The sequence below is a fragment of the Enterobacter sp. JBIWA005 genome (assembly GCF_019968805.1).
GTDB classification, from domain to species: Bacteria; Pseudomonadota; Gammaproteobacteria; order Enterobacterales; family Enterobacteriaceae; genus Enterobacter; species Enterobacter vonholyi.
In genome coordinates, this window is the sequence record NZ_CP074159.1 from 264023 (window position 1) to 288458 (window position 24436).

General features: G+C 56.7%; 22 protein-coding genes and 1 pseudogene. 18 read left to right on the top strand and 5 right to left on the bottom strand.

Annotation, left to right across the window (positions count from 1 at the left end):
* Nucleotides 1–353: 353 nt before the first annotated feature.
* The 5 genes from malK (at nucleotide 354) to ubiA (ending at nucleotide 5491) form a co-directional block, all read left to right on the top strand.
* The gene (gene malK, locus KGP22_RS01195) at nucleotides 354–1463 is read left to right on the top strand and encodes a maltose/maltodextrin ABC transporter ATP-binding protein MalK (RefSeq protein ID WP_223580966.1); all 1110 of its coding nucleotides are present in this window, start codon (nucleotides 354–356) and stop codon (nucleotides 1461–1463) included.
* Between the two features lie 71 nt (nucleotides 1464–1534).
* On the top strand, nucleotides 1535–2860 hold the full coding sequence (locus KGP22_RS01200) for a maltoporin (RefSeq protein ID WP_223580968.1): 1326 nt from the start codon (nucleotides 1535–1537) through the stop codon (nucleotides 2858–2860).
* 111 nt (nucleotides 2861–2971) lie between these two features.
* Complete coding sequence (gene malM, locus KGP22_RS01205; RefSeq protein ID WP_223582363.1) at nucleotides 2972–3931, top strand: maltose operon protein MalM; 960 nt, start codon at nucleotides 2972–2974, stop codon at nucleotides 3929–3931.
* Nucleotides 3932–4111: 180 nt separating this feature from the next.
* Nucleotides 4112–4609 (top strand): chorismate lyase, encoded by a 498-nt coding sequence (gene ubiC, locus KGP22_RS01210; RefSeq protein WP_021242729.1) that lies wholly within the window; start codon nucleotides 4112–4114, stop codon nucleotides 4607–4609.
* Between the two features lie 12 nt (nucleotides 4610–4621).
* Nucleotides 4622–5491: a 4-hydroxybenzoate octaprenyltransferase gene (gene ubiA / locus KGP22_RS01215; RefSeq protein ID WP_111965826.1), complete on the top strand. Its 870-nt coding sequence runs from the start codon at nucleotides 4622–4624 to the stop codon at nucleotides 5489–5491.
* Between the two features lie 88 nt (nucleotides 5492–5579).
* Here ubiA and zntA read toward each other — a convergent pair whose 3' ends face one another.
* Together zntA and KGP22_RS01225 are read right to left on the bottom strand one after the other, a co-directional pair.
* Entirely contained in the window at nucleotides 5580–7751 is a 2172-nt protein-coding gene (zntA, locus tag KGP22_RS01220) for a Zn(II)/Cd(II)/Pb(II) translocating P-type ATPase ZntA (protein ID WP_223580969.1), read from the bottom strand.
* A gap of 76 nt (nucleotides 7752–7827) precedes the next feature.
* Nucleotides 7828–8454: a lysoplasmalogenase gene (locus KGP22_RS01225; protein WP_024906687.1), complete on the bottom strand. Its 627-nt coding sequence runs from the start codon at nucleotides 8452–8454 to the stop codon at nucleotides 7828–7830.
* A gap of 129 nt (nucleotides 8455–8583) precedes the next feature.
* On the opposite strand from KGP22_RS01225, the gene KGP22_RS01230 reads away from it, so the two are divergent.
* The gene (locus KGP22_RS01230; RefSeq protein WP_149367209.1) at nucleotides 8584–8940 is read left to right on the top strand and encodes a DUF2500 domain-containing protein; all 357 of its coding nucleotides are present in this window, start codon (nucleotides 8584–8586) and stop codon (nucleotides 8938–8940) included.
* A 59-nt stretch (nucleotides 8941–8999) separates the two neighbouring features.
* Here the strand turns inward: KGP22_RS01230 and KGP22_RS01235 are convergent, their stop codons facing one another.
* Nucleotides 9000–9281, bottom strand: a complete 282-nt coding sequence (locus KGP22_RS01235; protein ID WP_010436509.1) for a DUF1145 family protein — start codon at nucleotides 9279–9281, stop codon at nucleotides 9000–9002.
* Nucleotides 9265–9867 (bottom strand): 16S rRNA (guanine(966)-N(2))-methyltransferase, encoded by a 603-nt coding sequence (gene rsmD, locus KGP22_RS01240; RefSeq protein ID WP_223580970.1) that lies wholly within the window; start codon nucleotides 9865–9867, stop codon nucleotides 9265–9267. The genes KGP22_RS01235 and rsmD overlap by 17 nt, the downstream gene beginning before the upstream one ends.
* A 127-nt stretch (nucleotides 9868–9994) precedes the next feature.
* Between rsmD and ftsY the strand changes: the two genes are divergently transcribed.
* The 6 genes from ftsY (at nucleotide 9995) to livJ (ending at nucleotide 16989) form a co-directional block, all read left to right on the top strand.
* Nucleotides 9995–11464 carry a signal recognition particle-docking protein FtsY gene (gene ftsY, locus KGP22_RS01245; protein WP_223580971.1) on the top strand — a complete coding sequence of 490 codons (1470 nt, stop codon included), beginning with the start codon at nucleotides 9995–9997 and terminating at the stop codon, nucleotides 11462–11464.
* A 2-nt stretch (nucleotides 11465–11466) separates the two neighbouring features.
* Complete coding sequence (gene ftsE / locus KGP22_RS01250; RefSeq protein WP_045402529.1) at nucleotides 11467–12132, top strand: cell division ATP-binding protein FtsE; 666 nt, start codon at nucleotides 11467–11469, stop codon at nucleotides 12130–12132.
* Nucleotides 12125–13180: a permease-like cell division protein FtsX gene (gene ftsX / locus KGP22_RS01255; RefSeq protein WP_223580972.1), complete on the top strand. Its 1056-nt coding sequence runs from the start codon at nucleotides 12125–12127 to the stop codon at nucleotides 13178–13180. Before ftsE ends, ftsX begins: the two co-directional genes overlap by 8 nt.
* 251 nt (nucleotides 13181–13431) lie before the next feature.
* Complete coding sequence (gene rpoH / locus KGP22_RS01260) at nucleotides 13432–14289, top strand: RNA polymerase sigma factor RpoH (RefSeq protein WP_028015143.1); 858 nt, start codon at nucleotides 13432–13434, stop codon at nucleotides 14287–14289.
* A gap of 136 nt (nucleotides 14290–14425) precedes the next feature.
* Nucleotides 14426–15691 carry a 4-aminobutyrate--2-oxoglutarate transaminase gene (locus KGP22_RS01265; protein WP_223580973.1) on the top strand — a complete coding sequence of 422 codons (1266 nt, stop codon included), beginning with the start codon at nucleotides 14426–14428 and terminating at the stop codon, nucleotides 15689–15691.
* A gap of 197 nt (nucleotides 15692–15888) precedes the next feature.
* The gene (livJ, locus tag KGP22_RS01270; protein WP_074147346.1) at nucleotides 15889–16989 is read left to right on the top strand and encodes a branched chain amino acid ABC transporter substrate-binding protein LivJ; all 1101 of its coding nucleotides are present in this window, start codon (nucleotides 15889–15891) and stop codon (nucleotides 16987–16989) included.
* A gap of 177 nt (nucleotides 16990–17166) precedes the next feature.
* Here livJ and panM read toward each other — a convergent pair whose 3' ends face one another.
* Entirely contained in the window at nucleotides 17167–17550 is a 384-nt protein-coding gene (gene panM, locus KGP22_RS01275) for an aspartate 1-decarboxylase autocleavage activator PanM (RefSeq protein ID WP_023334145.1), read from the bottom strand.
* 424 nt (nucleotides 17551–17974) lie between these two features.
* Here panM and livK point away from each other — a divergent pair.
* The 6 genes and pseudogenes from livK to ugpB all read left to right on the top strand — a co-directional run bounded on the left by livK (nucleotide 17975) and on the right by ugpB (nucleotide 24360).
* Nucleotides 17975–19073: pseudogene (gene livK, locus KGP22_RS01280) on the top strand (high-affinity branched-chain amino acid ABC transporter substrate-binding protein LivK).
* 46 nt (nucleotides 19074–19119) lie between these two features.
* A complete protein-coding gene (gene livH / locus KGP22_RS01285; RefSeq protein ID WP_223580974.1) occupies nucleotides 19120–20046 on the top strand; it encodes a high-affinity branched-chain amino acid ABC transporter permease LivH in 927 nt (308 codons plus the stop codon).
* Entirely contained in the window at nucleotides 20043–21320 is a 1278-nt protein-coding gene (gene livM, locus KGP22_RS01290; protein WP_045909161.1) for a branched chain amino acid ABC transporter permease LivM, read from the top strand. Before livH ends, livM begins: the two co-directional genes overlap by 4 nt.
* Nucleotides 21317–22084 (top strand): high-affinity branched-chain amino acid ABC transporter ATP-binding protein LivG, encoded by a 768-nt coding sequence (gene livG / locus KGP22_RS01295; protein WP_024906698.1) that lies wholly within the window; start codon nucleotides 21317–21319, stop codon nucleotides 22082–22084. The genes livM and livG overlap by 4 nt, the downstream gene beginning before the upstream one ends.
* Nucleotide 22085: 1 nt before the next feature.
* The gene (gene livF / locus KGP22_RS01300) at nucleotides 22086–22799 is read left to right on the top strand and encodes a high-affinity branched-chain amino acid ABC transporter ATP-binding protein LivF (RefSeq protein ID WP_008500102.1); all 714 of its coding nucleotides are present in this window, start codon (nucleotides 22086–22088) and stop codon (nucleotides 22797–22799) included.
* Between the two features lie 244 nt (nucleotides 22800–23043).
* Nucleotides 23044–24360, top strand: coding sequence for a sn-glycerol-3-phosphate ABC transporter substrate-binding protein UgpB (gene ugpB / locus KGP22_RS01305; RefSeq protein ID WP_023310025.1), 1317 nt, complete (start codon nucleotides 23044–23046; stop codon nucleotides 24358–24360).
* The last annotated feature ends 76 nt before the right edge of the window (nucleotides 24361–24436 follow it).

The following is a 24436-nucleotide window of genomic DNA, read 5'->3' on the forward strand; positions in this document are numbered from 1 at the left end:
GTGATGTCTCATGGTATGACTTCAGTGGTTCAACGTGTCTCAGTCTCCTTATTTGACATCCTCTTTCCATCCTCCCAACCCCTACGCCCCACCCCCCGTTTGTGTGATCTCCGTTGCATAAATTTAAGTTATGAGTGCTGGCGCACATAAAAACCCACCGAATTTTGCAGGCGGCTTCACGAATTTTGCCTCAGCCCTCCCACGGCGGTCGCAGAGCCTGCTCTCTCATCCTCCCGCCTCCTCCCCCATAAAAAAGGCGGGGGGTGGAGGATTCGGGAAAGTAATGGATACCCCATAGTGAACTTATCTTGAATGTTTCTGTCGGTGACAGGTTGTAACGAAGGGAGAAGGGCATGGCGAGCGTACAGCTGCGTAATGTAACGAAAGCCTGGGGTGACGTTGTGGTGTCGAAAGACATCAATCTGGACATCAACGAAGGCGAATTCGTGGTGTTTGTTGGCCCATCAGGCTGTGGTAAATCTACTCTGCTGCGTATGATTGCCGGTCTTGAAACCATCACCAGCGGCGACCTGCTGATTGGTGATACCCGAATGAATGACATCCCGCCTGCCGAACGTGGCGTAGGCATGGTGTTCCAGTCTTATGCACTCTATCCCCATCTTTCCGTTGCCGAGAACATGTCCTTTGGCCTGAAGCTGGCCGGCGCGAAGAAAAAGGTCATTAACCAGCGCGTGACGCAGGTAGCTGAAGTATTACAGCTGGCGCACCTGTTGGAGCGTAAGCCGAAAGCGCTTTCCGGCGGTCAGCGTCAGCGCGTGGCGATTGGCCGTACCCTGGTCGCCGAGCCGCGCGTCTTCCTGCTCGACGAACCGCTTTCCAACCTGGATGCCGCCCTGCGCGTCCAGATGCGTATCGAAATCTCCCGTCTGCACAAGCGTCTTGGCCGCACGATGATTTACGTCACCCACGATCAGGTCGAAGCGATGACCCTCGCCGACAAAATCGTGGTGCTGGATGCCGGTCGCGTGGCGCAGGTGGGTAAACCGCTGGAGCTGTATCACTACCCGGCAGACCGCTTTGTTGCGGGCTTCATTGGCTCGCCAAAGATGAACTTCCTGCCCGTCAAAGTGACCGCGACAGCCATTGAACAGGTACAGGTGGAGCTGCCAAACCGACAGCAGGTCTGGCTGCCGGTCGACAGCGCCAACGTACAGGTCGGGGCAAACATGTCCCTCGGTATTCGTCCTGAGCATCTGCTGCCGAGCCACATCGCTGATGTGACCCTGGAAGGTGACGTTCAGGTCGTCGAACAGCTTGGTCACGAAACACAGATTCATATCCAGATCCCCGCCATCCGTCAGAACCTGGTCTACCGCCAGAACGACGTGGTGTTGGTAGAAGAGGGTGCCACATTCGCTATCGGCTTGCCGCCAGAGCGTTGCCATCTGTTCCGTGAGGATGGCACTGCATGTCGTCGGTTGCATAAAGAGCCAGGCGTTTAAGCAATCCCAAAAGAAGACACGAAACCGACAGGTGAAGTGTTCAAAGAAAAGCAATGATCTCAGGAGATAGAATGATGATTACTCTGCGCAAACAAGTCCCTCTGGCAATCGCCATTGCGGCAGGCATCGTGTCTGCCCAGGCGGGTGCTGTAGATTTTAAAGGTTATGCTCGTTCTGGCATCGGCTGGACCGGGAGTGGTGGTGAACAACAATGTTTCCAGACCACCGGTGCGGATTCTAAATATCGTCTTGGTAACGAGTGTGAAACCTATGCGGAAGTTAAATTAGGCCAGGAAGTGTGGAAAGAAGCGGACAAGAGCTTCTATTTCGATTCCAACATCGCCTATAAAACTGCTCAGCTTAACGACTGGGAAGACAGTAACACGCCAGCAGTGCGTGAGTTTAACGTCGTAGGTAAAAACCTGATTGATTCACTGCCAGGGGCAAATATTTGGGCAGGTAAGCGTTTCTATCAACGTCATGACGTTCACATGATCGACTTCTACTACTGGGATATTTCTGGTCCTGGTGCAGGTCTGGAAAACGTTGATGTCGGTATAGGTAAACTCTCTCTCGCAGCAACTCGTTCTTCTGAATCCGGCGGCTCCTCGGCTTTTGGCGATCGCGATCCGAATACCGGTCTGCGTACCTATAACAACAAAGTGCCAAACGACGTGTTTGATGCGCGTTTAGCCGGTATGGAAATTAACCCGGGCGGTACTCTGGAACTGGGTGTTGACTACGGCCATACCAACATTCCTGACGATTACTACCTGCAGCCTGGTGCATCGAAAGATGGCTGGATGTTCACTGCAGAACACACCCAGAGCATGATGAAAGGCTTCAACAAGTTTGTGGTGCAGTACGCCACCGACTCCATGATTTCTCAGGGTAAAGGTCAGGCGCGTGGGGGTGCTGTTGATAATGACGGCAGCCTGATCCGTATCCTCGACCACGGTGCGATCACGCTGGCGGATAAATGGGACCTGATGTACGTCGGTATGTATCAGGATATCGATCGTGACAACAATCAAGGTACCACCTGGTACACCGTGGGCGTACGTCCAATGTATAAATGGACGCCTATCATGAGCACCTTGCTGGAAGTGGGATATGACAACGTCAAATCTCAGCAAACCGGCGATCGTAACGACCAATACAAAATCACTCTGGCACAACAGTGGCAGGCGGGTGACAGCATCTGGTCCCGTCCAGCGATTCGCGTGTTTGCTACCTACGCCAAGTGGGATGAGAAATGGGGTTACGTGAAGACCGACTCTGAGGGTAACTTCTCTTCCACTGCTGCAAGCAACAGCACTGTAACTCCGTTCGGTACGACCAGCCGTGGTGACAGCGACGAGTGGACCTTCGGTGCTCAGATGGAAATCTGGTGGTAATTTTAGACGTTAATGTATTTAAAAGAGGGGCTTAGGCCCCTCTAACTCATAACGCATTTCTCGGAAAGTATGCGCTATTGCCTGGCTACCATGCTTTCGAATAATGAGGTCATAACGATGAAAAAAAGTCTCTTAGCACTCTGTCTGACGGCGGGCATGTTTGCTGCATTACCAGCAGTGAGCTTGGCTGATGTCAATATCGTTCCGCAGAACACGACTGCTGCGCCTGCGATCCCCTCTGCCACACTGCAAAGTCTGAACTGGGTGCCCGTGAATGTGTCACAAACCCAGACCATCGAGCTGGGGAATACAGGACAGACCCTGAATGTACCGGGAATTTCAGGACCGGTTGCTGCATGGAGTGTCCCTGCAAATGTGGGTGAGTTAACGTTAACGCTTGTCAGTGAAGCCGACAAAAAACCCTCTGTATTTGCACCAAACGTGTTAGTGCTTGATCAAAACATGTCGCCTTCAGCTTTTTTCCCAAGCAGTTATTTTACCTATCAGAAACCCGGCGTCATGTCGGCTGACCGCCTTGAGGGCATCCTGAAACTGACACCCGCTTTAGGCCAGCAAAAGATTTATATCCTCGCGTTTACTACGCCCGAAGATCTGCAGCGCACCACCAAAATGATTGATCCGGCAAAATCCTATGCTCAGGGGGCGGGTAACGCTATTCCTGATATTCCTGATCCGGTCGCACGCCACGTGACGAACGGTACGCTAAAACTCAAAGTTCAAACAAACACCAGCTCCAGTATTCTGGTCGGTCCGTTATTCGGATCCTCTGGCCCTGCTGCTGTCACCGTTGGCAACACTGCGGCACCTGCACCTGCCTATACCGCACCCGCTGCCACGGCAGCCGCACCGGTAGCGACTGCAGCGCCTGCACCGGCGAAGAAAGCCGAGCCGGTACTGAATGACACCGAAGAGTACTTCAACAACGCCATTAAGCAGGCGGTGAAGCGCGGCGATGTCGATAAAGCGCTGAAGCTGCTTGATGAAGCCGAACGTTTAGGTTCAACCACTGCCCGTTCCACCTTTATCAGCAGTGTAAAAGGCAAGGGGTAACCGTTTCCCCACAGTGCTGATTTGTTAGTAGTTTGGTGCGCCTGAGTGGGCGCACTTTTTTTCGTATCGGCCAGGCTGTTGCGCCCATGTTGCGATCGTGATCGTTAAATAACGTTTGGCCCCCCTCAATCCGTTTTTCTGCGATACAATGCCATTACGTTATGTATCGGAGAGTCTGGCATGTCACACCCTGCGCTAACGCAACTGCGTGCGCTGCGCTATTTCGACCAAATACCTGCGCTTGATCCGCAGCAGCTGGACTGGTTGCTGCTGGAAGATTCCATGACGAAACGTTTTGAGCAGCAGGGTAAAACGGTCACGGTGACCCTGATTCAGGAAGGGTTTGTCTCTGGCGATGAGATCGCCAACGAGCTGCCGCTGCTGCCGCACGAGCCACGTTACTGGCTGCGCGAAATTTTGCTCTGTGCCGATGGCGAGCCGTGGCTTGCCGGACGGACGGTAGTGCCCGAGTCCACCCTTTCCGGGCCAGAGCTGGCGCTGCAACGTCTGGGGAAAACGCCTCTGGGGCGTTACCTTTTCACCTCGTCTGAGCTTACCCGGGATTTTATTGAGATTGGTCGTGATGCTGAACTGTGGGGGCGTCGTTCCCGCCTTCGCCTGAGCGGTAAACCGTTAATACTGACGGAGCTTTTTTTACCGGCATCACCGTTGTACTAAGAGGAAGAAAAAATGGAGTGGAGCCTGACGCAGAATAAGCTGTTGGCGTATCACCGCTTAATGCGTACCGATAAACCCATTGGCGCGTTGCTGCTGCTGTGGCCGACCCTCTGGGCGCTGTGGCTTGCCACGCCGGGCGTGCCGCCGCTGTGGATCCTGGGCGTGTTCGTTGCCGGCGTCTGGCTGATGCGCGCGGCGGGCTGCGTGGTGAATGACTATGCCGATCGTAAATTCGACGGTCATGTTAAGCGTACTGCCGGTCGTCCGTTACCCAGCGGGCAGGTCACCGGGAAAGAAGCCCGCGTGCTGTTTATTGTTCTGGTTCTGCTCTCTTTCCTGCTGGTGTTAACCCTGAACACCATGACCATTTTGCTTTCCGTTGCGGCGCTGGCCCTGGCCTGGGTTTATCCGTTTATGAAGCGCTATACCCACCTGCCTCAGGTGGTGTTGGGCGCGGCGTTTGGCTGGTCGATTCCGATGGCGTTTGCGGCGGTTAGTGAGTCCTTACCGCTCAGCTGCTGGCTGATGTTCCTGGCGAACATTCTCTGGGCGGTGGCTTACGACACGCAATATGCAATGGTAGACCGCGACGATGACCTGAAAATCGGCATCAAATCCACCGCCATCCTCTTTGGTCGTCACGACAAGCTGATTATCGGTATCCTGCAGGTCGCGGTATTGGCGCTGATGGTGGCGATTGGCCGCCTGAACGGGCTGAACTGGGAGTTTTACTGGTCCGTGCTGGTGGCGGGGCTGCTGTTTGCTTATCAGCAGAAGCTGATCGCTAAGCGTGAACGTGATGCCTGCTTCAAGGCGTTTATGAACAATAACTACGTCGGTCTGGTGCTGTTTTTAGGCCTGGCGATGAGCTATTTCTTATAAAAAAGTCGGGTGGCGGCTTCGCCTTACCCGACCTACGATCTGGCAGGACATATAGGCCCGGTAAGCGTTAGCGCCACCGGGCGTTTTTTTACCGGCGGCGCAGCAGCCGGAGCGCGTTCGCCGTCACCAGCACCGTTGCCCCGGTATCCGCCAGCACCGCCAGCCACAGTCCGGTCATGCCGAGCAGGGTCGTCACTAGGAAAATTCCCTTCAGCCCGAGCGCGATGCCGATGTTCTGAAGGATATTGGCTCGCGTTGCGCGCGCAAGATCGATCATCTGGGCCAGTCCGGTCAGGCGGTTGTGGGTCAGCGCCGCGTCGGCGGTCTCCAGCGCCACGTCGGTACCGCTACCCATCGCAATACCAATGGTGGACGCTTTCATCGCCGGGGCATCGTTAATCCCGTCACCGACCATCGCCAGCGGCGCCTGATCGTTCAGCTCCGTCACCGCGCTGACCTTATCCGCAGGCAGCAATCCGGCTTTAAACGCCAGCCCTAGCTCACCGGCAATCGCTGCCGCCGCGCGAGGGTTATCACCGGTGAGAATCACGCCCTTCACGCCCAGCTGATGCAGCGCCGCCACGGCTTCTTTTGCGTCATCGCGCAGGGTGTCGCGTAGCGCCAGCATCCCTTTTGCGGTACCGTCCTGCATGACGGTCACGACCGTCTGTCCGGTCTGTTCTAACGTCTCCACCTCTGGAGTAGAAGACTTGCCAGCCGCGACAATCAGCACCTTTTTACCGTCAACGGTGGCCTCAATCCCTGACCCTACCAGCGCCCGCTGGGCGGTTGCCGGAGGTATGTTTAGTCCGCGCGACTGCGCTTCACGCACAATCGCCTGCGCCAGCGGATGGGTGGAGCCCTGTTCAACGGCGGCGGCCAGGGTCAGCAGTTCATCCTCACTGATATCCTGCGGATACACGCCGGTCACCTGCGGCTTGCCCACGGTCAGCGTACCGGTTTTATCAAAAGCGATATGCTGGACCTGGCTGAGCTGCTCCAGCGCCGCGCCGCCCTTAATCAGCGCCCCGCGACGTGCCGCAGCCGCCAGACCGGACGTAATCGCCGCCGGGGTGGAAATCACCAGCGCGCATGGGCAGCCGATCAGAAGCAGCGTCAGCCCTTTATAAATCCAGCCCTCCCACGGCGCGCCAAAGAACAGCGGTGGGACGACGGTGACCAGCAGGGCAACCAGCATAATGGCGGGCGTGTAGATCCGGCTGAAGCGATCGATAAAGCGTTCGACCGGCGCGCGGCGCTCCTCAGCCTCTTCAATCAGCTTCAGGATACGGTCGATGGCGCTGTCACCCGGCTCGGAAAGCACGGTGAGCTGTACCAGACGATCGACGCTGGTGGCGCCTGCAGGCACTTTTTCACCCGCCTCACGTTCAACCGGAATGGACTCGCCGGTCAGGGCGCTTTCATCAAAGCTTGCGGTGGCGGTAAGCAGCGCGCCGTCTGCAGGCAGGCGTCCGCCTGCCGCGACTTCTATCACGTCGCCCGGACGCAGCGTAGTGATGGCGACCGTTTCACGCGTACCGTTTACCACGCGAATGGCGGTTTCCGGCTTCAGCGCCATCAGCGCGCTGACCCCTTTACGCGCCCGGCTCGCCGCCCAGCCCTCAAGACGTTCGCCGATTAAGAACAGCAGCAGCACCATCGCCGCTTCTGCCGTCGCGCCAATGAACAGCGCGCCGATGGCCGCCACGCTCATCAGCGTTTCGATGGCAAACCAGCTGCCGCTTTTCATCAGGCGCAGCGCCTGACGGGCAATCGGGAACAGACCGACCAGGGTGGTGGCGATAAACGCCAGATTGCCGAACGGGTGGTTAATCTGCTCCAGACCCCAGCTCAGGGACATCATGATGATGAGGGTAATGAGCGGCAGGTTTTCTTTCAGGGAGGAGACTTTTTCAACGGGCGCCGTTTCGCTGCGCAGGGTATAACCTGCCTTGCTGACGGCGGCTTCAACCTGCTTGCTGACGTCGTTATCGGCGCTAACCAGCAGCTTTTCGGTGGCGAACAGCACCTGAACGTGACTCACGCCCGGCACCTGTTTGACGGCGTTTTCCACTTTGCGCGCGCAGGCGGCGCAGTCCATGTCGTTGACGACCCAGCTGTAGCGGTTGCCGCTTTCAGGAAGGGGTTGAGTTTGCGTTTCGCACGCGCCTTCGCAGCAGCAGTCGTCTTTCGACGGAACCGGGCTGAGCTTAAGTGCCGAGAATTGAGGAACTTTTTTAGGTATTTCTGGAGTCGACATGGCAGTCTCCGGCAATGATAATTTTCTCATTAACCGCAGCATACACTCTGGAGTCGACTCCAGAGTCAAGCGCTATTTAGATATACAGCGAACGCACAATCAGGAAATGCCCGGCAAAGTAACAGGCGGCGGCAATCGCGTTATCCGCCCGGAAGCGGCGGCGATAGTGGCTGCCCAGCCAGACGACGTTACCGATCAGCAGCAGTGCGGCGCCGAAGAACGCTGACATCGCCGGAGCGGTCGGACGGAAGAACCACAGTTCACCAGCCAGCCATACCATTACCAGCGTCATGGCGATAAACGTACAAACCGGCAAACGCATCTCTTCCAGACGCGACCAGATCACCGCGATCAGCAGGGCGCCAATCACCAGCAGGACCAGCGGCAGCGGCCAGAAGAAAGAGAGCGTCATCTGGCTGGCGAAGTAGATGGTATACAGCAGATGCGACAGGAAAAATGCCCCTACGGCATACAGCAGGCGCTGGCGCGGCAGCAGGGTCAGGGCATCGCCAATCAGAGAGGCGCAAAGCCCGGCGAGCACCAGATAGCTGACGGCGTTAAACATTGGCGCTTGCCAGGCCAGCAGCAGCAGGAGCAACAGCGTGACCGGTTTAAACAACCAGCGCTGCCAGGTGGGACCACGGTACGACGCATCGACATAAAGCCATGCGGAAAAACAGACAGCGATAAATGACCAAAGCATATTAACTCCCTGTATCTGTTAAGCCTGAATAATCAGTTTCTGATCCAGTGTAGTGACGCGGGCGGGCGTTTGGCAATGGTGGGGAAGGCAAGGTATCCTGAATTCCGCATAATCTGATGGGATTTTTCAATGAGCAAGATGCCGCTTTTTTTCATTATCGTGGTGGCGATTATCGTCATTGCCGCCTCGTTTCGTTTCGTGCAGCAGCGCCGCGAGAAGGCGGATAACGATGCCGCACCGCTGATGCAAAAGCGCGTGGTGGTGACGAACAAACGCGAAAAACCGCTCAACGACCGCCGCTCGCGCCAGCAGCAGGTGACGCCTGCGGGCACAACAATGCGCTATGAAGCGAGCTTTAAGCCGGAAACGGGCGGCCTTGAGATGACCTTCCGCCTGGAGGCGCAACAGTACCATCAGCTGACGGTGGGAGAGAAAGGAACGCTGAGCTACAAAGGGTCGCGATTCGAAGGTTTTACGCCTGAATAAGGCGCGATCGGTTCCCTCTCCCTGTGGGAGAGGGTAAAGGTGAGGCATCAGGCCGCACCTTACTTCTTCACCTGCGCCTTAAACTTCTTCATCCACACCAGCAGCTCAAACACGCCGAAAATAAAGACGCGCAGCTGCTGCCAGCCCGTCATCTGCGGGCCGTCTTTCGGCAGGCCGTTTTTCAGCATCACCATCTGAAGGGCGTGCATAAACGACGTGAAAATCAGCGCCACGTTAACGAAAATGTTCATCGGGCGCGGGAACGGGTGCACCAGATTCAGAATCAAGAACGCCCAGACGCCCAGCATCAGCAAGCGTCCCAGGTTAATCAGTACCGGCATCGGATCCTCCTTGTGCCTGACGGTGATAAAGACGATAAGCAACCTGACCTGCCACTTTTTCACGGTGCAGATCCCAGTGGGCGGGAACCGGCGGTAAACCGTTTTCCACTTCGCTTTCAACATAAATTAGCGCGTCATCCGCCAGCCAGCCGTTTTGCTCCAGCAGGGATAACGTCTCTTCAAGCAGCCCCTTGCGGAACGGCGGGTCGACAAACACCACGTTATGCGGCGTGCCCTTTTGCGTGAGGAAGCTCAGCGTGTTGGTGTTCACCACTTTGGCGTTGCTCGCCTTCAGCGTCGCCAGATTTTGCTGCAGCGTCTGCGCAACGCCGCGCTCCATCTCCAGCAGCGTGGCGCTGGCGGCATAGCGCGACAGCGCTTCCAGCCCGAGGGCGCCACTTCCTGCGAAGCAGTCCAGACAGTGGGCGTCTACCATAGACGGAGCCAGCCAGTTAAACAGCGTCTCGCGCACGCGGTCGGTAGTTGGGCGTAAACCGGGGCTGTCCGGCACCGGTAATTTCCGGCCTCGCCACTGACCGCCGATAATACGAATTTGACCGGCCGGGGCGCGGTTGGGTTTCTTCATCTCAGGAAAGCTCTGTTAACAATTGGCCTGCGATTGCGGGCGGTGATGTCAATTAAGTAAAGTGTTAGACTATTTCATCATTTTTTTAGCTTCCATGTATATAGCGCCGCGAGGAGTGTAGTCGCAGATGGCAAAACAAAAAAAACGTGGCTTCTTTTCCTGGCTGGGCTTCGGTGAAAAAGAGCAAGAAACAGAACAGAAAACCGAAGAGCAACAAGCCGTTGAAGAGCAGTCGCAGCCTGAAACGCCTGTAGAAACCGCCGCGGTTGTCGAAGCGGAAGAAACGGCGCACAGCAAAGAAGAAATTGAATCCTTTGCACAAGAGGTGATTGAAGTCACTGAACAGGTTCAGGAGAACGAGAAGCCAGAACCGGTTGTCGTCGAAGCCGTTACCGAAGCGCCACAGGCCGCTATCGAACACGAAGAGCTTCCGCTGCCGGAAGAGGTCAAAGACGAAGCGGTGTCTGCCGAAGAGTGGCAGGCCGAAGCGGAAACCGTTGAAACCGTTGAAATCGTTGAGGCGGTGGAAGAAGAAGCGGCGCTTGAGCCAGAGCTGACCGACGACGAGCTGGAAGCCCAGGCGCTGGCGGCGGAGGCAGCTGAAGAAGCGGTCATCGTTGTGCCGGTAGAAGAGCAGGCCGAAGACGAGATCGTTCAGGAGCAGGAAAAACCGACCAAAGAAGGTTTCTTCGCGCGCCTGAAGCGCAGCCTGCTTAAAACCAAAGAAAACTTAGGTTCCGGATTTATCAGTCTGTTCCGCGGCAAGAAGATCGACGACGATCTGTTTGAAGAGCTGGAAGAACAACTGCTGATTGCTGACGTTGGGGTAGAAACTACCCGTAAGATCATCGCCAATCTGACCGAAGGGGCGAGCCGCAAACAGCTGCGCGACGCCGAAGCGCTGTATGGTCTGCTGAAAGACGAGATGGGTGAAATTCTCGCAAAAGTTGACGAACCGCTTAATATTGAAGGCAAAACGCCATTTGTTATTCTGATGGTCGGCGTGAACGGCGTGGGTAAAACCACCACCATCGGCAAGCTGGCGCGCCAGTTCGAGCAGCAGGGCAAATCGGTGATGCTGGCGGCGGGCGATACCTTCCGTGCAGCGGCGGTTGAGCAGCTGCAGGTGTGGGGCCAGCGCAACAACATTCCGGTGATTGCCCAGCATACCGGCGCGGATTCCGCGTCCGTGATCTTTGACGCCATCCAGGCGGCGAAGGCGCGCAACGTGGACGTGCTGATTGCCGATACCGCAGGGCGTTTGCAGAACAAATCGCACCTGATGGAAGAATTGAAGAAAATCGTTCGCGTCATGAAGAAGCTGGACGAAGACGCACCGCATGAAATTATGCTGACCATTGATGCCAGCACCGGACAGAACGCCATCAGCCAGGCGAAGCTGTTCCATGAAGCGGTAGGACTGACGGGGATCACGCTGACCAAACTGGACGGCACCGCGAAAGGCGGGGTGATTTTCTCCGTGGCTGACCAGTTCGGCATTCCTATCCGTTACATCGGTGTGGGCGAGCGTATTGAGGATTTACGTCCGTTTAAGGCGGACGACTTTATTGAGGCATTATTTGCCCGAGAGGACTAACAATGATTCGCTTTGAACACGTCAGCAAGGCCTATCTCGGTGGGAGACAAGCGCTGCAGGGGGTCACATTCCACCTGCAGCCGGGCGAGATGGCATTCCTGACCGGCCATTCCGGCGCGGGGAAAAGTACCCTGCTCAAGCTTATCTGTGGGATCGAGCGACCAAGCGCCGGGAAGATCTTTTTCAGCGGCCATGAGATCAGCCGCCTGAAAAACCGTGAGGTGCCGTTCCTGCGTCGCCAGATCGGCATGATTTTCCAGGATCACCATCTGCTGATGGATCGCACCGTTTTCGATAACGTGGCCATTCCGCTGATTATTGCCGGCGCCAGCTATGACGATATCCGCCGCCGCGTCTCTGCGGCGCTGGATAAGGTCGGGCTACTGGACAAAGCGAAGAACTTCCCGATCCAGCTCTCCGGCGGTGAACAGCAGCGTGTGGGTATCGCCCGCGCGGTGGTGAACAAGCCTGCGGTGCTGCTGGCGGATGAACCGACCGGTAACCTGGACGATGCTCTGTCAGAAGGGATTTTGCGTCTGTTTGAGGAATTTAACCGCGTAGGGGTCACCGTATTGATGGCAACGCACGACATCGGGCTGATTTCCCGTCGTTCGTACCGCATGCTGACCCTGAGCGACGGTCATTTGCACGGAGGCCACGGTGAATAAGCGTGATGCAATAAACCAGATTCGGCAGTTCGGGAACCGGTTTGACCGTTTCCGTAAGCCGCAGGGCGGGGGGGACGGCAATCGTAATGCGCCGAAGCGCCAGAAGGCCGCGCCAAAACCGGCCTCCCGTAAAACCAACGTGTTTAACGAGCAGGTGCGCTACGCGTTCCACGGCGCGCTGCAGGACCTGAAAAGCAAACCGCTGGCGACGTTCCTGACGGTGATGGTGATTGCCATCTCCCTCACGCTGCCGAGCGTCTGCTATATGGTCTATAAAAACGTCACCCAGGCGGCCTCACAGTATTATCCGTCCCCGCAGATCACGGTCTATCTGGATAAAGCGCTCGACGATAACGCGGCTGCGCAGGTGGTTGGGCAAATTCAGGCCGAGCAGGGCGTAGAGAAGGTCAACTATCTCTCACGTGAAGACGCGCTGGGCGAGTTCCGTAACTGGTCTGGCTTTGGCGGCGCGCTGGATATGCTCGAAGAGAACCCGCTGCCCGCCGTGGCGGTGGTAATCCCGAAGCTGGATTTCCAGGGGACCGAGTCGCTTAACACCCTGCGCGATCGCATCACGCGCATTAAGGGCATTGATGAAGTGCGCATGGATGACAGCTGGTTTGCGCGCCTTTCTGCTCTCACCGGGCTGGTAGGCCGCGTCGCGGCGATGATTGGCGTGCTGATGGTGGCGGCGGTCTTCCTCGTCATCGGCAACAGCGTGCGCCTGAGCATTTTCGCCCGTCGCGATACCATCAACGTGCAGAAACTGATTGGTGCGACGGATGGTTTCATCCTCCGTCCGTTCCTTTACGGTGGCGCACTGCTCGGTTTTTCCGGCGCATTTCTTTCACTGATATTGTCAGAAATTTTGGTGATGCGGCTTTCCTCTGCCGTGACTGAAGTGGCGCAGGTTTTCGGAACGAAGTTTGATATCAGTGGCTTAGGGTTCGATGAGTGCCTGTTACTGCTGCTGGTGTGTTCGATGATTGGGTGGGTGGCAGCGTGGCTGGCAACCGTTCAACATTTACGTCACTTTACTCCCGACTAATAAAAGCGTGATATAATCTTTCCCTGCACCGAGATGTTCGCTCTGCAGGGAAAGCGTCCCTGTTGTCTCTTCCCCTGTTATCATCTCCATGTCACATTTTGTGCGTAGTTTATTCACCGTTGCACCTGGAACTTGTGGATAAAATCACTGTCTGATAAAAGAGTGAATGCTAATCTCGTTGCTCAAACGCTTTGGCATGGTTGTTGCCTGACGGGGACAGCCTGGACCAGAAGAAATACTGAGAGGAATGAATGACCAAAGAAATGCAAACTTTAGCTTTAGCCCCTGTTGGTAACCTGGAATCTTATATCCGGGCTGCGAACACCTGGCCGATGTTAACGGCCGAGGAAGAAAAGGAGCTTGCTGAAAAGCTGCATTACCAGGGCGATCTGGAAGCAGCGAAAAAGCTGATCCTGTCTCACCTGCGCTTTGTTGTTCACATTGCTCGTAATTATGCGGGCTATGGCCTGCCGCAGGCGGACTTGATTCAGGAAGGCAACATCGGCCTGATGAAGGCTGTGCGTCGCTTCAACCCGGAAGTGGGTGTGCGACTCGTCTCCTTCGCCGTACACTGGATCAAGGCAGAAATTCATGAATACGTGCTGCGCAACTGGCGTATCGTGAAAGTCGCCACGACAAAAGCGCAACGTAAACTGTTCTTCAACCTGCGTAAAACCAAGCAGCGTCTGGGCTGGTTCAATCAGGACGAAGTGGAAATGGTGGCGCGCGAGCTGGGCGTATCCAGCAAAGACGTGCGTGAGATGGAATCCCGTATGGCCGCGCAGGACATGACCTTTGATATGTCCTCCGACGATGACGCCTCCGACAGCCAGCCAATGGCGCCGGTTCTGTATCTGCAGGATAAAACCTCTAATTTTGCTGACGGCATCGAAGAGGACAACTGGGAAGATCAGGCCGCGAACAAGCTGACCCATGCGATGGAAGGCCTCGACGAACGTAGCCAGGATATTATCCGCGCCCGCTGGCTGGACGAAGACAACAAGTCCACGCTGCAGGAGCTGGCCGACCGCTACGGCGTCTCTGCAGAACGTGTGCGTCAGCTTGAAAAGAACGCCATGAAAAAACTTCGCGCCGCTATCGAAGCGTAATTTTCGCGAAGTACACCGAGAACCCTCGAATGCAAATTCGGGGGTTTTGTTTTTTTAGCGCCCGCTCTGGCTAATTTCCTCCCCCTGGCAAACACTTACTGATGCGCTAAGCAGGCGACTTTCTCAGGGGGACAGGGTGAAAAATAACGAACTGAACGACCGGCGTTTACAGGCGACGCCGCGCGGCATCGGCGTGATGTGTAAATTCTATGCCGATAAAGCCGAAAACGCCACGGTGTGGGACGTGGAAGGCAATGAGTATATCGACTTCGCCGCTGGGATCGCGGTGCTGAATACCGGCCATCGCCATCCCAAAGTCATTTCCGCCATCGAAAAACAACTCCACGCGTTTACCCACACGGCCTACCAGATTGTGCCGTACGAAGGCTACGTGGCGCTTGCCGAGCGTATCAACGAACGCGTGCCCGTAGAAGGTCCTGCCAAAACGGCGTTCTTCTCCACGGGGGCTGAGGCGGTCGAAAACGCGGTCAAAATTGCGCGCGCCTATACCAAACGTCCTGGCCTTATCACCTTCGGCGGCGCGTTCCACGGCCGCACCTTTATGACCATGGCGCTGACCGGCAAAGTTGCGCCGTACAAGCTCGGCTTCGGACCCTTCCCCGGCTCGGTTTACCACGCGCAGTATCCGAATGACCTGCACGGCGTCAGCACCGCTGAGGCGTTAAAAAGCCTGGAACGTATCTTTAAAGCGGATATTGCTCCTGACCAGGTCGCGGCGATTATTCTCGAACCGGTTCAGGGAGAGGGCGGTTTCAACATTGCGCCTGCTGATTTTATGCAGGCTCTTCGCGCCCTGTGCGATACCCACGGTATTTTGCTGATTGCTGACGAGGTGCAAAGCGGCTTCGCCCGCACCGGCAAGCTTTTCTCGATGGAACACCACTGCGTGAAGCCGGACCTGATCACCATGGCAAAAAGCCTGGCGGGCGGGATGCCGCTCTCGGCGGTATCGGGCCGTGCCGACGTGATGGACGCGCCTGCGCCGGGCGGGCTGGGCGGCACCTACGCGGGCAATCCGCTGGCGATTGCCGCAGCGCACGCGGTGCTGGACGTGATTGACGAGGAAGATCTCTGCACGCGCTCGGCGCATCTCGGCCATCACCTGGTGGAAGTGCTCAACAAAGCCAAGGAACACTGCCCGTATATCGCTGACATTCGCGGGCAGGGCTCGATGGTGGCGGTAGAGTTTAACGACCCGCAAACGGGCCAGCCTTCGCCGGAATTTACCCGTGAGGTGCAGGAGCGCGCGTTGCAGGAAGGGCTGCTTCTGCTGAGCTGCGGCGTCTACGGCAACGTCATTCGTTTCCTCTATCCGCTGACTATCCCTGAAGCGCAGTTCCGTAAAGCGCTGGACATTATCTCCGCGTCGCTGACACGTTAAAGCCACATGCCCGGCGGTAAATCCTGCCGGGCTTATCATATATTCATTTCAAATTAGCTATTCCAAAATCATAAAAATCGGGTATGTTTTAGCAGAGTATGCTGAAAAAGCGCGGACAGCACACCTATAACTGACATAAAGCGCTGCACAACAACATCACAACAATCGTAATAACCATAATAATGGGGAATCTCAGGATGAACATGAAGGGTAAAGCGTTACTGGCAGGATGTATCGCGTTGGCATTCAGCACCATGGCACAGGCAGACATCAAGGTGGCTGTGGTTGGCGCGATGTCCGGTCCGGTAGCACAGTACGGCGACCAGGAATTTACCGGCGCTGAACAGGCGGTTGCAGACATTAATGCTAAGGGCGGTATCAAAGGCGAAAAACTGCAGATCGTAAAATATGATGATGCCTGTGACCCGAAACAAGCGGTCGCGGTCGCGAACAAAGTGGTGAACGACGGGATCAAATACGTTATCGGTCACCTGTGCTCTTCCTCTACTCAGCCCGCGTCTGACATCTACGAAGACGAAGGTATTCTGATGATCACCCCGGCAGCGACCGCACCGGAGCTGACTGCGCGTGGATACAAGCTGACCCTGCGCACCACCGGTCTGGACTCTGACCAGGGCCCAACCGCGGCGAAATACATCGTTGAAAAAGTGAAGCCGAAGCGCATTGCTATCGTTCATGACAAGCAGCAGTACGGTGAAGGTCTGGCGCGTTCAGTGCAGGACAACCTCAAGAAAGCCAATGCCGACGTGGTGTTCTTCGACGGTATCACCGCCGGTGAGAAAGACTTCTCCACCCTAGTGGCGCGTCTGAAGAAAGAGAATATCGACTTCGTATACTACGGCGGCTACCATCCGGAAATGGGCCAGATCCTGCGTCAGGCGCGCGCTGCGGGCCTGAAAACCCAGTTTATGGGCCCGGAAGGCGTGGCGAACGTTTCTCTGTCTAACATCGCGGGTGAATCAGCCGAAGGCCTGCTGGTGACCAAACCGAAGAACTACGACCAGGTACCTGCGAACAAACCTATCGTAGATGCCATCAAGGCGAAGAAACAGGATCCAAGCGGCGCTTTCGTCTGGACCACCTACGCGGCGCTGCAGTCTCTGCAGGCAGGCCTGAACCAGTCAGCCGATCCGGCTGAAATTGCCACCTGGCTTAAAGCGAATACGGTTCAGACCGTTATGGGGCCACTCTCCTGGGACGCGAAGGGCGACCTGAAGGGCTTCGAGTTCGGCGTGTTTGACTGGCATGCCAATGGCACGGCGACAGACGCAAAATAATTTTCCCGTCTCCTTTCGCGCCGCAGGTGCGTTGGCTGCGTTATTCAACCCCGGTCACTTACTTATGTAAGCTCCCGGGGATTTCATAACTTGCCGCCTTCCTGCAACACGAAATGCTTGGGAAAATACAGTGGAGAATGTAGGCCGGGTAAGGCGCAGCCGCCACCCGGCTTTCTTTTAGCGCTTCTCCCACCCGCTTTCCTGTGCCGTAAAGCCTAACGCCTGCATAAACGCTGCCATCACGCCGCGGTCTTCTACGCCCACGTCGGCCATCCACCATGAGGTCACGCTTGGGTTTTCGCGGATCACTTCTTCAATTAAATACTGTCCCACGCCGCGACGACGGGTGACGTCACGAACGCGCAGTGAGTCCAGCGCTCCTTCTGTACCGCTCAGGGTGACGCGAACCGCAGCCAGCAGGCGCTCGTTAAAACGCGCGGCATAAATGCGGTGGGTCTCATCAACGCGCAGCGACGAAGGGGAATATTCCGGCCAGATCTTGCCCAGGTCGATATGATCCTGGTCGCTAAAGGTCACCAGACGCACGATAGTCAGTTTCATTAGCTACTTGTCCAAATCAAATTGAGTAGAGGCAGTGTACTCAATTTATTCACTCAGCGGCTTCCTCTTTTTATTCTCATTAACCAGGTGATTAGTTTTTTGGCAACGCGATGGGCAGTTTGAAAACACATGGATCGAAAAATAAGCAGAATTTTAACCTGAATGGTAGTGATTTATTCGGCGCTTTGTACCGTTATTTTATGCTGCAAACTGCACTTTTATTTGTTTATCTCTGCCTGATTTCAGAATATTATCTTTGCTTAATCGCCTGAAAAATAGAGATTTTAGTCTGGTTTTTGACAAAAGCATGCGCTAAACCATTAAAGGCACTGGTAAAAATAGCGTTGTTCATTAAAAGTACAGAATGCTTTTTAACCATAATAAAACAAAATATAAACACGACATCACGAATGGGGATTCAGAGATGAAAAGGAACGCGAAGACGTTAATCGCGGGGATGGTCGCACTGTCGATCTCGCATGCCGCCATGGCGGAGGACATTAAAGTTGCGGTAGTGGGCGCGATGTCCGGCCCTGTTGCCCAGTGGGGTGATATGGAGTTCAACGGTGCGCGCCAGGCCATCAAAGACATCAACGCTAAGGGCGGCATCAAAGGCGACAAGCTGGTGGGCGTAGAATATGACGACGCCTGCGATCCGAAACAGGCCGTCGCGGTCGCCAACAAAATCGTTAACGACGGCATCCAGTATGTGATCGGCCACCTGTGCTCGTCGTCCACCCAGCCCGCGTCTGATATCTACGAAGACGAAGGCATTCTGATGATCACCCCTGGCGCCACTAACCCTGAGCTGACCCAGCGCGGATACCAGCACATCATGCGTACCGCGGGGCTGGACTCCTCTCAGGGGCCAACCGCCGCCAAATACATCCTTGAAACCGTCAAGCCGCAGCGTATCGCCATTATTCATGACAAGCAGCAGTACGGCGAAGGCCTGGCGCGCTCCGTTCAGGACGGCCTGAAAAAAGGCGGCGCAAACATCGTCTTTTTCGACGGGATTACCGCCGGTGAGAAAGACTTCTCCGCGCTGATCGCCCGCCTGCAAAAAGAGAATATCGACTTTGTTTACTACGGCGGCTACTACCCGGAGATGGGGCAGATGCTGCGTCAGGCGCGCGCCACCGGTCTGAAAACCCAGTTTATGGGTGGGCAATGCCTCTCTGTCAAACATCGCCGGGGATTCTGCTGAAGGCATGCTGGTGACGATGCCAAAACGCTATGACCAGGATCCGGCCAACAAGGCTATCGTGGATGCGCTCAAGGCGCAGAAGAAAGATCCGAGTGGTCCGTACGTCTGGATCACCTACGCCGCCGTACAGTCTCTGGCCACCGCGCTGGAACGCTCCGGCAGCAAAGAACCGCTGGATCTGGTGAAAGATTTAAAAGCACACGGGGCGAACACCGTGATTGGGCCGCTGAACTGGGATGAGAAAGGCGATCTGAAGGGATTTGAGTTTGGTGTCTTTAAGTGGCACGCCGACGGTTCATCCTCGGCCGCCAAATAATTATCCCACCGCCCGGACTGACGGGCGGGTATAAAAAGGTTTGCATATGTCCGAGCAGTTTCTCTATTTCCTGCAGCAGATGTTTAACGGCGTTACGCTGGGAAGCACCTACGCGCTGATCGCCATCGGCTATACGATGGTTTACGGCATTATCGGCATGATCAACTTCGCCCACGGCGAGGTCTACATGATCGGTAGCTATGTCTCCTTTATGATTATTGCTGCCCTTATGATGATGGGCATCGACAGCAGCTGGCTGCTGGTCGCCGCCGGGTTTGTTGGCGCGATTGTGATTGCCAGCGCCTACGGCTGGAGCATCGAGCGCGTGGCCTACCGGCCGGTACGCAGCTCCAAGCGTCTGATTGCGTTGATTTCCGCGATCGGGATGTCGATCTTCCTGCAAAACTACGTCGGCCTGACCGAAGGCTCGCGCGACGTGGCGCTGCCAAGCCTGTTTAACGGCCAGTGGATTGTGGGGGCCAGTGAAAACTTCTCGGCTTCTATCACCACCATGCAGCTGGTTATCTGGGTCGTGACCTTTATTGCGATGCTTGCCCTGACGCTGTTCATCCGCTACTCGCGGATGGGACGCGCCTGCCGCGCCTGCGCAGAAGACCTGAAGATGGCGAGCCTGCTCGGCATCAACACCGACCGCGTGATTGCCCTGACCTTCGTGATTGGCGCCGCGATGGCGGCCGTCGCAGGCGTGCTGCTCGGCCAGTTCTACGGCGTGATCAACCCGTACATCGGCTTTATGGCCGGGATGAAAGCCTTCACCGCGGCGGTTCTGGGCGGTATCGGCAGTATTCCGGGGGCGATGATCGGCGGCCTGATCCTGGGCGTGGCGGAAGCGCTCTCCTCGGCGTATCTGAGCACGGAATATAAAGACGTGGTGTCGTTTGCCCTGCTGATTCTGGTTCTGCTGGTCATGCCTACCGGCATTCTGGGCCGTCCGGAGGTAGAGAAAGTATGAAACCGATGCATTTTGCAATGGCGCTGCTCTCTGCCGCCATGTTCTTCGTGCTGGCGGGCGTTTTTATGGGCGTCCAGTTAGGTCTGGACGGGACGAAGCTGGTGGTGGATACCGCCCCCGATATCCGCTGGCAGTGGGTGTTTATCGGCACTGCCGTGGTATTCCTGTTCCAGCTGCTGCGTCCGCTGTTCCAGAAGTCGCTGAAAAACGTCTCCGGGCCGAAATTCGTCCTGCCGGCCATCGACGGGTCAACCGTTAAGCAGAAGCTGTTCCTCGTGGCGCTGCTGGTGGCCGCCGTGGCGTGGCCGTTCGTGGTGTCTCGTGGAACCGTAGATATCGCTACCCTGACCATGATCTACGTGATTCTTGGTCTTGGTCTGAACGTGGTGGTGGGGCTATCTGGCCTGCTGGTGCTTGGCTACGGCGGCTTCTACGCCATCGGCGCCTACACCTTCGCGCTGCTGAACCACTATTACGGCCTCGGCTTCTGGACCTGTCTGCCGCTGGCGGGGCTGGTCTCCGCCGCAGCCGGTTTCCTGCTTGGCTTCCCGGTGCTGCGCCTGCGCGGTGACTACCTGGCGATCGTGACCTTAGGCTTCGGTGAAATCGTCCGTATCCTGCTGCTGAACAACACCGAAGTGACCGGCGGCCCGAACGGCATCAGCCAGATCCCGAAACCGACCTTCTTCGGTCTGGAGTTCAGCCGTACCGCCCGCGAAGGCGGCTGGGATACCTTCAGTAACTTCTTCGGCGTGAAGTATGACCCGTCCGACCGCGTGATCTGGCTCTATCTGGTAGCGCTGCTGCTGGTGGTGATCACCCTGTTCGTGATTAACCGCCTGCTGCGCATGCCGCTGGGCCGCGCGTGGGAAGCACTGCGCGAGGATGAGATCGCCTGCCGTTCCCTGGGCCTGAACCCGACACGCATCAAGCTGACCGCGTTCACCATCAGCGCCGCGTTTGCCGGTTTCGCCGGGACGCTGTTTGCCGCGCGTCAGGGCTTCGTCAGCCCGGAATCGTTCACCTTTGCCGAATCCGCTTTTGTGCTGGCGATTGTGGTGCTCGGCGGGATGGGCTCGCAGTTCGCCGTTATCCTCGCGGCCATCCTGCTGGTGGTTTCGCGCGAGCTGATGCGCGACTTTAACGAATACAGCATGTTAATGCTGGGTGGTTTGATGGTGCTGATGATGATCTGGCGTCCGCAGGGCTTGCTGCCGATGACCCGTCCACAGCTGAAGCTGAAGAACGGGCAAGCGAAAGGAGAGCAGGCATGAGTCAGCCATTATTATCCGTTAACGGTCTGATGATGCGTTTTGGCGGCCTGCTGGCGGTCAACAATGTGTCACTGGATCTTCACAAGAAAGAGATTGTCTCCCTGATTGGCCCGAACGGCGCGGGGAAAACCACGGTCTTTAACTGCCTGACCGGCTTCTACAAGCCGACGGGCGGCACCATCATGCTGCGCGACAAGCACCTTGAAGGGCTGCCGGGCCAGCAGATTGCCCGCATGGGCGTGGTGCGTACCTTCCAGCACGTGCGTCTGTTCCGCGAGATGACGGTGATTGAGAACCTGCTGGTGGCACAGCATCAGCAGCTGAAAACCGGGCTGTTCTCCGGCCTGCTGAAAACCCCGGCCTTCCGCCGCGCCCAGGATGAAGCGCTCGATCGCGCCGCCACCTGGCTCGACCGAATTGGCCTGCTGCAGCACGCTAACCGCCAGGCGAGCAATCTGGCCTACGGCGACCAGCGTCGTCTGGAGATTGTGCGCTGCATGGTCACCCAGCCGGAAATCCTGATGCTCGACGAACCGGCGGCGGGCCTCAACCCGAAAGAGACCAAAGAGCTGGACGAGCTGATTGCCGAGCTGCGCGATCACCACGACACCACCATTCTGCTGATTGAGCACGACATGAAGCTGGTAATGGGCATTTCCGACCGTATCTACGTGGTTAACCAGGGTACGCCGCTGGCAAACGGCACGCCGGAAGAGATCCGCAACAACCCGGACGTGATCCGCGCATACCTGGGTGAGGCATAAGATGGAAAAAGCGATGTTAACGTTCGACAAGGTCAACGCGCACTACGGCAAGATCCAGGCGCTGCACGACGTCAGCCTGCATATCAATCAGGGTGAAATCGTGACCCTGATTGGCGCCAACGGCGCCGGTAAAACCACGCTGCTCGGCACCCTGTGCGGCGACCCGCGCGCCACCAGCGGGCGGATTGTGTTCGATGGTAAGGACATTACCGACTGGCAGACGGCCAGAATCATGCGCGAGGCGGTGGCGATTGTTCCGGAAGGGCGCCGCGTGTTCTCGCGTATGACGGTGGAAGAGAACCTGGCGATGGGTGGGTTCTTCGCCCACCGCGATGAATACCAGACCCGCATCAAGTGGGTGTACGAACTCTTCCCGCGCCTGTGGGAGCGTCGCATTCAGCGTGCGGGCACCATGTCCGGCGGTGAACAGCAGATGCTGGCGATAGGCCGCGCGCTGATGAGCCAGCCGCGTCTCCTGCTGCTGGACGAGCCGTCGCTCGGTCTGGCGCCGATCATCATCCAGCAGATTTTCGACACCATTGAGCAGCTGCGCAAAGAGGGGATGACCATCTTCCTCGTCGAGCAGAACGCCAACCAGGCGCTGAAGCTGGCTGACCGTGGCTACGTGCTGGAGAACGGCCGCGTAGTGCTGGAAGACACCGGCGACGCGCTGCTGGCGAACGAAGCGGTGCGGAGCGCGTATCTGGGCGGCTGAGTCGTCTGTATCGCCCGGTGGCGCTTACGCTTATCGGGCCTACGGTATCAACCAGGCCGGGTAAGGCGAAGCCGCCACCCGGCTTTTTCACCTAAACCCCTTCACACAACCATCATCCCCCTGACGCCTGGCTGTCACTTATCTGTAAACAAAAAGTTATTTTTCTGTCATTCGAACATGTCATGTTACCTCGCGAGCATAAAACGCGTGATATCGCGCATCCGGCACAATAAGAGAGATGACAATGACATCGTTACGACACACAGCTTTGGGTCTGGCACTGGGTCTGGCTTTTGCGACGAATGCAATGGCTGTGACGACCATTCCGTTCTGGCATTCCATGGAAGGGGAGTTGGGTAAAGAAGTTGACTCCCTGGCGCAGCGTTTCAACGACACCCACCCGGATTACAAAATTGTGCCGGTGTACAAAGGCAACTACGAGCAGAGCCTGAGCGCGGGCATCGCTGCCTTCCGTACCGGCAACGCGCCTGCACTGTTACAGGTTTATGAAGTGGGCACTGCCACCATGATGGCCTCCAAAGCCATCAAGCCGGTCTATGAAGTATTCAAAGAAGCGGGTATCAACTTCGATGAATCCCAGTTTGTACCGACCGTAGCGGGTTACTACACCGATTCCAAAACCGGCCATCTGCTGTCCCAGCCGTTTAACAGCTCTACGCCGGTGCTGTACTACAACAAAGACGCATTCAAAAAAGCCGGCTTAGACCCGGAGCAGCCGCCAAAAACCTGGCAGGACCTGGCCGAATACACCGCGAAGCTGAAAGCGGCGGGAATGAAGTGCGGCTACGCTAGCGGCTGGCAGGGCTGGATCCAGATTGAAAACTTCAGCGCCTGGCACGGCCTGCCGGTTGCGACCAAAAACAACGGCTTCGACGGCACCGATGCGGTACTGGAGTTCAACAAGCCGGAGCAGGTGAAGCACATTGCGCTGCTTGCCGATCTGAACAAGAAGGGCGACTTCAGCTACTTCGGGCGTAAAGACGAATCCACCGAGAAGTTCTACAACGGCGACTGTGCCATTACCACCGCCTCGTCCGGCTCTCTGGCGGACATCCGTCACTACGCCAAATTCAACTACGGCGTGGGCATGATGCCGTACGACGCCGACGTGAAGGGCGCGCCGCAGAACGCCATCATCGGCGGGGCGAGCCTGTGGGTGATGCAGGGTAAAGACAAGGGCACCTATAAAGGCGTAGCCGAGTTCCTCGACTTCCTGGCGAAGCCGGAAAACGCCGCCGAATGGCACCAGAAAACCGGCTACCTGCCGATCACCAAAGCCGCGTACGACCTGACCCGCGAGCAGGGCTTCTACAGCAAGAACCCGGGTGCAGACATCGCGACGCGTCAGATGCTGAACAAGCCGCCGTTGCCGTTCACCAAAGGCCTGCGCCTGGGCAACATGCCGCAGATCCGCACCATTGTGGATGAGGAGCTGGAAAGCGTCTGGACCGGTAAGAAAACGCCACAGCAGGCGCTGGATTCCGCGGTAGAGCGCGGGAATCAGCTGCTGCGTCGCTTTGAGCAGTCGACCAAATCGTAATTCAAACCTGCCCCTCACCCCGGCCCTCTCCCCATAGGGGCGAGGGAGAAAAGACGGCTCCGTGCAGTCCCCTCTC

Excerpts from the sequence above, each read along its gene's own strand:
- KGP22_RS01200 (WP_223580968.1), top strand. The coding sequence starts at position 1,535 with ATGATGATTACTCTGCGCAAACAAGTCCCTCTGGCAATCGCCATTGCG.
- ugpB (WP_023310025.1), top strand. The coding sequence starts at position 23,044 with ATGACATCGTTACGACACACAGCTTTGGGTCTGGCACTGGGTCTGGCT.
- ubiA (WP_111965826.1), top strand. The coding sequence starts at position 4,622 with ATGGAGTGGAGCCTGACGCAGAATAAGCTGTTGGCGTATCACCGCTTA.
- rpoH (WP_028015143.1), top strand. The coding sequence starts at position 13,432 with ATGACCAAAGAAATGCAAACTTTAGCTTTAGCCCCTGTTGGTAACCTG.
- malK (WP_223580966.1), top strand. The coding sequence starts at position 354 with ATGGCGAGCGTACAGCTGCGTAATGTAACGAAAGCCTGGGGTGACGTT.
- livF (WP_008500102.1), top strand. The coding sequence starts at position 22,086 with ATGGAAAAAGCGATGTTAACGTTCGACAAGGTCAACGCGCACTACGGC.
- KGP22_RS01230 (WP_149367209.1), top strand. The coding sequence starts at position 8,584 with ATGAGCAAGATGCCGCTTTTTTTCATTATCGTGGTGGCGATTATCGTC.
- ubiC (WP_021242729.1), top strand. The coding sequence starts at position 4,112 with ATGTCACACCCTGCGCTAACGCAACTGCGTGCGCTGCGCTATTTCGAC.
- livJ (WP_074147346.1), top strand. The coding sequence starts at position 15,889 with ATGAACATGAAGGGTAAAGCGTTACTGGCAGGATGTATCGCGTTGGCA.
- panM (WP_023334145.1), bottom strand. The coding sequence starts at position 17,550 with ATGAAACTGACTATCGTGCGTCTGGTGACCTTTAGCGACCAGGATCAT.
- rsmD (WP_223580970.1), bottom strand. The coding sequence starts at position 9,867 with ATGAAGAAACCCAACCGCGCCCCGGCCGGTCAAATTCGTATTATCGGC.
- zntA (WP_223580969.1), bottom strand. The coding sequence starts at position 7,751 with ATGTCGACTCCAGAAATACCTAAAAAAGTTCCTCAATTCTCGGCACTT.
- livH (WP_223580974.1), top strand. The coding sequence starts at position 19,120 with ATGTCCGAGCAGTTTCTCTATTTCCTGCAGCAGATGTTTAACGGCGTT.
- ftsY (WP_223580971.1), top strand. The coding sequence starts at position 9,995 with ATGGCAAAACAAAAAAAACGTGGCTTCTTTTCCTGGCTGGGCTTCGGT.
- KGP22_RS01235 (WP_010436509.1), bottom strand. The coding sequence starts at position 9,281 with ATGCCGGTACTGATTAACCTGGGACGCTTGCTGATGCTGGGCGTCTGG.
- livM (WP_045909161.1), top strand. The coding sequence starts at position 20,043 with ATGAAACCGATGCATTTTGCAATGGCGCTGCTCTCTGCCGCCATGTTC.
- KGP22_RS01225 (WP_024906687.1), bottom strand. The coding sequence starts at position 8,454 with ATGCTTTGGTCATTTATCGCTGTCTGTTTTTCCGCATGGCTTTATGTC.
- livG (WP_024906698.1), top strand. The coding sequence starts at position 21,317 with ATGAGTCAGCCATTATTATCCGTTAACGGTCTGATGATGCGTTTTGGC.
- ftsE (WP_045402529.1), top strand. The coding sequence starts at position 11,467 with ATGATTCGCTTTGAACACGTCAGCAAGGCCTATCTCGGTGGGAGACAA.